This is a genomic window from Streptomyces sp. ISL-100, from assembly GCF_018614615.1.
In the GTDB taxonomy this organism is placed as follows: domain Bacteria; phylum Actinomycetota; class Actinomycetes; order Streptomycetales; family Streptomycetaceae; genus Streptomyces.
The window spans coordinates 22,029-28,390 of the sequence record NZ_JAGGOK010000055.1; the positions used below are offsets into that span (position 1 = coordinate 22,029).

The 6,362-nt window shown below is 69.5% G+C and carries 5 protein-coding genes; 2 read left to right on the forward strand and 3 right to left on the reverse strand.

Going from position 1 to position 6,362, the window contains the following annotated elements:
• Positions 1-37: 37 nt before the first annotated feature.
• The 3 genes from J7E89_RS24050 to J7E89_RS24060 are packed head-to-tail and all read right to left on the reverse strand — an operon-like array spanning position 38 to position 2,481.
• Complete coding sequence (locus tag J7E89_RS24050; RefSeq protein WP_214976467.1) at positions 38-880, reverse strand: enoyl-CoA hydratase/isomerase family protein; 843 nt, start codon at positions 878-880, stop codon at positions 38-40.
• Positions 877-1,329 (reverse strand): Zn-ribbon domain-containing OB-fold protein, encoded by a 453-nt coding sequence (locus J7E89_RS24055; RefSeq protein ID WP_214976468.1) that lies wholly within the window; start codon positions 1,327-1,329, stop codon positions 877-879. Before J7E89_RS24055 ends, J7E89_RS24050 begins: the two co-directional genes overlap by 4 nt.
• 3 nt (positions 1,330-1,332) lie before the next feature.
• Positions 1,333-2,481, reverse strand: coding sequence for a lipid-transfer protein (locus J7E89_RS24060; RefSeq protein ID WP_214976469.1), 1,149 nt, complete (start codon positions 2,479-2,481; stop codon positions 1,333-1,335).
• A 189-nt stretch (positions 2,482-2,670) separates the two neighbouring features.
• Between J7E89_RS24060 and J7E89_RS24065 the strand changes: the two genes are divergently transcribed.
• Positions 2,671-4,278, forward strand: coding sequence for a FadD3 family acyl-CoA ligase (locus tag J7E89_RS24065; protein ID WP_251061004.1), 1,608 nt, complete (start codon positions 2,671-2,673; stop codon positions 4,276-4,278).
• Positions 4,279-4,678: 400 nt separating this feature from the next.
• Complete coding sequence (locus J7E89_RS24070) at positions 4,679-4,897, forward strand: hypothetical protein (RefSeq protein ID WP_251061005.1); 219 nt, start codon at positions 4,679-4,681, stop codon at positions 4,895-4,897.
• Positions 4,898-6,362 lie beyond the last annotated feature (1,465 nt).

A 6,362-nucleotide genomic window follows, 5' to 3' on the forward strand; every position in this document is an offset into this window, starting at 1 on the left:
GCAGGTCGCAGGTCGCAGGTCGCAGGTCGCCTGAGGCCTAGCGCGTACGGAAGCCGGTCCGGCGGGCGGCGAAGAGCTCCGCCTGCCGGTCCGGCGGCAGGTTCCCGAGCGCCACCAGATGCGGCGCCTGCGCGAGCGCCTGGCTGCGCGCCCCCTCCTTCGCGGCCCACACCGCGCGTACGGTGCCTTGGACAGCTTCCGTCGGATACGACGCGATCACCTCGGCCGACCGGAGGGCCGCCCCCGACACGTCTTGCGGGGCGGCCAGTTCCGACACGAGTCCCGTCTCGTACGCGCGACGCGCCGACACCCGTTCCGCCGTACCCATCAGCGACATCCGGGCGACCTCCCCGAACGGCATCCGCTGCGCCATGAAGATCGCCTCGTACGCGCTGACCATCCCGTACGTCGTGTGCGGATCGAAAAACGTCGCATCCTCGGCGGCGACGATGAACTCGACCTCTCCCAGCAGGTAGAACGCTCCACCGCAGGCCATGCCCCGTACCGCCGCGATCACCGGCTTCCACAGGTCGTTCGCCTTCGGCCCGATGGAGAGGAGCGGATCGTCGATCGAGTACGGCGACGGGGGCTGGGGCACGTCCGCAGCCCGGTCGATGCCGGTGCAGAAGGCATTGTCCCCGGCTCCGGTGAGTACGACGGCCCGTACGCTGTCGTCGAAGCGGAACTCGCGCCAGGTGGTGGCTAGCTCGCGGGCGGTTGCCAGGTCGATGGCGTTGTGTTTCTCGGGCCGGTCGAGCGTGACGACCGTGACGCCGGTCTCCTTGTCCCGTTCGACGCGGACGTGGACGCTGCTGGTGCTGGTGCTGGTGCTGGTGCTGGTGCTGGTGCTGGTGCTACTACTGCTGCTGCTGCTGCTCATGACCGCTCCAGGAGCCACCGAGGCGACGTCACGCCGCCCGCGCCCTCGGTGAACGCGACCTGCACCCTCGCGCCGATCCGCAGCCGCGCCGGATCGACGGAGTCGAGCGCGGCGTCGGGCTTGGTGACCACATTCCCCACGAGCCGGATGTTCGGGGCGTCGGCCAGTTCGACGACGACCGCGTTGTACGGGGCCTGGGCGGCGTAGGCGGAGAGGAGTGGCGGGTGGGGCAGGACGTACGACCAGATCCGCCCCCTGCCGCTCATCCGCCGCCACTCGCTGTCGAAGGACTGGCAGTGCGGGCAGCAGGGCCGGGGCGGAAAGCGCAGCTCGCCGCAGCCGGGGGCGGCGCAGGCCTGGATGCGGAGCTCGCCCTGGGCGGCATACTCCCAGAAGGGCGCGCCGTCGTCGTCGGCGACGGGCGGCAGAAGGCTGCCACTGTCACTCATCTTTCAACTCCTCAGCAGTAGGGCCGAAGTCGGGACTCCCTCGCCCGCCGTCACCAGGCAAGTCGCGGCGCCGGGCACTTGGGCGGTGCTGGTGCCGCGCAGTTGTTTGACGCCTTCGGTGATGAGGTTGAAGCCATGGACGTACGCCTCGCTGAGCCCGCCACCTCCGGTGTTGATCGGCAGCCGCCCGCCGCTCTCCAGGGCCCCGCCTTCGGTGAACGACGCTCCTTCTCCTCTCCCGCAGAAGCCGTAGCCCTCCAGGGACAGTGGAATGAGGGGGGTGAAGGCGTCGTAGATCTGCGCGACGTCGACGTCGTCGGGGCCGAAGTCGGCCTGCTTCCAGAGCTGGCGGGCGGCGGTCCAGGCCGGGCCGGTGAGCGGGTCGTCGTTCCAGTAGTTGACCATGCCGTGGTGCTGGGCGGGCAGGCCCTGGGCGGCGGAGTGTACGTACACGGGCTTCTGCCGGCAGTCGCGGGCGCGCTCGGCCGATACAACCACGCAGGCCAGGGCCCCGTCCGTCTCCAGGCAGTTGTCGAAGAGGCACAGCGGCTCGCTGATCCAGCGGGAGCTCATGTACATGTCGCGGGTCAGGGGGCGTTCGTACATGATCGCGGCGGGGTTCTGGTTGGCCCGGTTGCGGCAGGCGAGGGCCACATTGAAGAGGTGGTCGCGGGTGGCGCCGTACTCGTGCATGTACCGGCGGGCCAGCATGCCGATCTCGTCGGCGGGCCGCAGGAGGCCGAAGGGGCGGGTCCACTGGGCGGGGGTGGGCAACTGCACGGCGGTGTTCTTCCAGGGCCGCGGCCCCGACCCGCGCTTTCGCGAACGCCAGGCGACGCCGACACTTGCCTGGCCGGTGGCGATGGCGGCGGCGAGGTGGGCGACGGTGGCGCAGGATCCGCCGCCGCCGTAACCCACCTTGGAGAAGAAGGTGAGGTCACCGGCTCCGATGGACTTCGCCACCTCGACTTCGTCGGTCTCCTCCATGGTGTACGAGGCGAGGGCGTCGACCTCGGACGGGGCGATGCCGGCGTCGTCGAGGGCGGCGAGTATGGCTCGGCAGGCCAAGGTCTTTTCGGACTCGGGGAGTTGTTTGGCGAAGGGAGTCTGTCCGGTACCGACTATCGCTGTCGCATCTTTGAGCGTCGCCACGTCGGGGTACCTCCGCGATGGTCGTGACTGCCGGGCCGCCGGCAGCTGGCCGTTGACGGCTGGCTGCTGTCTGCCGACTACTGACAGCGCGTCAGGCTACAGCTAATCTGACGGATAGTCAGCTAGTGGTGTGGAGGGCTTGCTATGGGCGCAGCGGACGGTATTGGCGCAGCGGACAGTACGGAACGTATGGAACGTACGGAAATTACGGACGTCGAGTGGGGCAGCATCCCGGAGCTGGTGCGGAGTGCGGCCGAGCGGTACGGCGAGCGGGAGGCCGTGGTCGAGGGTCGGACCTGTATCTCTTACGCCGACCTCGGCGAGCGCGTCGAGCGGTCGGCGGCGGCGTGCATGGCGCGGGGGGTCGAGCCGGGCGACCGGGTTGCCGTCTGGGCGCCCAACACGCTGGACTGGATCGTGTCCGCACTCGGCGCGGTGACGGCGGGCGCGGTCCTCGTCCCGCTGAACACTCGCTTCAAGGGTGCGGAGGCGGCGTACGTCCTCCAGCGCAGCCGGGCCAAACTGCTCTTCGTCACGGGCACATTCCTGGGCACGTCGTACGTCGCGTCCCTGCGCCGTGCGACGACGGACGGCCCGGCCGACGGCCCTCACCCTCTTCCCTCCCTTCCGCACCTGGAGGAGGTGGTGGTGTTGGCGGACGACGCACCCGAGAACTTCAGCACGTGGAAGGACTTCCTGGCGCGGGGCGAGGCGGTGCTTTCATCGGAGGTACGCGCTCGCGCGGCGACGATCTCCTCGTCCTCCCCCTCGGACATCATCTACACGTCGGGCACGACGGGCCGCCCCAAGGGCGCGGTGATCACGCACGCGCAGACGCTGCGCGGCTACGCCATCTGGTCCGAGCTGGCGGGGTTGCGCGAAGGCGACCGCTACCTGATCGTGAACCCGTTCTTCCACACCTTCGGCTACAAGGCGGGGATCATCGCCTGCCTGATGCGCGGGGCCACGATGGTCCCCCAGCCCGTCTTCGGCGTGGACACGGTCCTGGCGAACATCGCCGCCGAACGCATCTCGGTCCTCCCCGGCCCGCCCACCCTCCACCAGTCACTCCTGGACCACCCGTCCCGCGACACCCACGACCTCTCCGCCCTCCGCCTGGTTGTCACGGGCGCGGCGGTGGTGCCTCTGCAGCTGGTGGAACGCCTCCGCTCGGAGCTCCACATCGCCACGGTTCTCACGGCGTACGGCCTGTCCGAGGCGTCCGGCATCGTGACGATGTGCCGGCGGGGCGACCCGCCGGAGACGATCGCGTCGACGTCGGGCCGCGCGATCCCCGGCACGGAGGTCCGCGTACTGGCGGAGCCAGGCAGTCCGGGGGAGGTCCTGGTCAGGGGCTTCAACGTCATGCGGGGCTACTACGAGGACCCGGAGGAGACGGCTGCCGCCATCACCCCGGACGGCTGGCTGCGTACGGGCGATGTGGGCGTACTGGACGAGGCCGGCAACCTGCGCATCACAGACCGGATCAAGGACATGTTCATAGTGGGCGGCTTCAACGCCTACCCGGCGGAAATCGAGCAATTGCTGGGCCTGCACCCGGATGTGGCGGACGTGGCAGTGATCGGAGTCCCGGACGCGAGGCTGGGCGAGGTGGGCAAGGCGTACACGGTCCGCCGCCCGGGCTCGACGCTGACGTCGGATGACCTGATCGCGTGGTCCCGCCGCGAAATGGCGAACTACAAGGTGCCGAGGGAGGTCGAGTTCGTAACGGAACTCCCGCGCAACGCGAGCGGCAAGGTGCTGAAGAGGGAGCTGCGGGCGGCCCTGGATCGCTGAAGTGGCGTGGATCACTCTTGCGGCGGCATGGTCGGTGGTATGGCAACCAGGAAGTACACGGTCACCCTGCCGGAGGAGCTGCCGGAGGAGCTCCGGCGCGAAGTGGGCCCCGGGAGCTTCAGCGCGTATGTCACGAAGGCCACAGAGCGTCAGCGTGAGCGTGATCGTGATCGACTGCGGCGCAGGCTGAGGTTCGCGACATCCAGCGCTGGTTCGACGAGCGCGAAGGCGAGGCAAAGGCGCAGCCCCAGGCCGACGGCCATTCGGCAGCCGCTTGATGTCTGACATCTGCCTTGTGCTCGATAGTGAGGCACTGTCGCGTACGGCGCTTGGCGATCCACAAATGAAGGCCCTCCTGGCAGAGGCGCACGCGTTGAGGGCGCACGTAGTCACGAGTTCCATGACCATGATCGAGGCCTATCACGGCAGGATCCGAGCGTCCGCCTGGAGCTGGGTGCTGTCCCGCGTGAAAGTCGAGCCAGTGACACGCGATGTCGCCGACGCGGCGATCGCCTTGCTCGCGGAAACCGGGCTGCACGGCCGTGAGTTCGCCATCGATGCGGCGCTCGCGGTCATCGCGAGCAGCCGGCTCGGCCGGGTGACGGTCCGACCGTTGTAGCGTGCCCGGTCGAGGGTCTACGCGGCGTCGCGTCCTCGGCGGCGGGGTCGGTCTTGGCGGGGTCGGTGGGGAACCAAGGCTTGCTTCTGGGGGTTTCGGGTCGTTCCCGAGCGCTCCAGGGTCGGTGGGCCGGACCGGCGCGTCAAGGGCGCTCCCTACGGTCGCGTCGCTGCGCGAGATCCCTTCGGGCTCCCCTTGACCCGCCGCCCCGGCCCACCGCTAACGCTTTCCACGGGGACGGCCCAAAGAAAAACGCCCTGCACGCGAGGTGGGGGATGGGCGGAGGTCGGTTCGGTGGCTGTCGGGTGAGTGGGTGGGGCGCGACAGGTTGAGCGGGTAGCGCGGCCCCAGGCTCAGCGACTGCGGGAACGGCCGCTGGTGCGACATCCCCATTCCCACGCACACGGCCACCCACGCAGTCGGGCGGCCGGCCTCTGCGGTCGACCTGCGGACCGGCCGGTCCGCAGACGGGACGCATGAGTTGAATGGGGCGACCCGGGTGGGTGTGGCGTCCACCCACCACGGTGGTCGGTGGAGCCTCAAGCACCTGGTCGGTGTGGGTGGGGGGACGGTTACCCAGGGGTGCGGGTCCTGCCGATGGTCCGGCCGGGCGGCTAGCGCGGCCGCGCGGCCGCTGGGGTGGGCCCGACGTTCTCGACGGGGCGCTCGCGGCACTCGGCGGGCTCGGTGGCGCTCGAAGGGGGCTCGGTGGTCCGAATCCATCACACGAGGACCCCGCATGCCCAGTTCACCCCACTTTCTTCGCATAGGGGTGGTCTGGGTGGGCGTCATGTGATGGATTCGGACCACTCGATGCCCCGCGAGCCACGTCAGTCCCCACCGACACACGGTTGGGCCGTCCAGGCGCGATTCAACTGCGAGCCGGGCTGCCGTCTGACGGGAGGGGGATTCGGTGGCCCCGAGGCGGCGAGTCTTCCGTTGCGCCTTGGCCGGATGAGGCGAATCCGTCAGAAGGCGCCCCTGTAGGCCCGCCAACGGTTCGCCACCGGCATCGGCGTTGGCTCGGAGTTCACCACACCCGGCGCGAGACGATCTCTTAAGTCCGGCGGAGGGCCCGACGGACCCCGTCGCCTCCCTGACAGCGGATGCCCACTTTTCCCGGGCACTTCTTGAGACGACTGACCTGACAGTGTGGACGATCGGCGGACGTGGACAGTGTGAGCGGTGTGAGCGGTGTGAGCGGTGGGTGTGGCCGGAAGGCTGGGGGGCGGTCGGCGTGCCGGGTTTCGGACTCGGTGCTCTCGCGGGCAAGGGCAAGCGAGAAACAGTTGACGACTGGCCAGGCCAGGGGTCCCCTACGCGCGACCGCGAGAACCGACCGGCCGTCAGGTCACTGCGCGCAGAATCCGATTGGACAGGGCAAACGAATGACCTGATTCGCGGGCAAACGCACGCGCGCCCGGGGTGCTCTGTGCTCGGTGCGTGGCGTTGCCTGCTGGTTGCC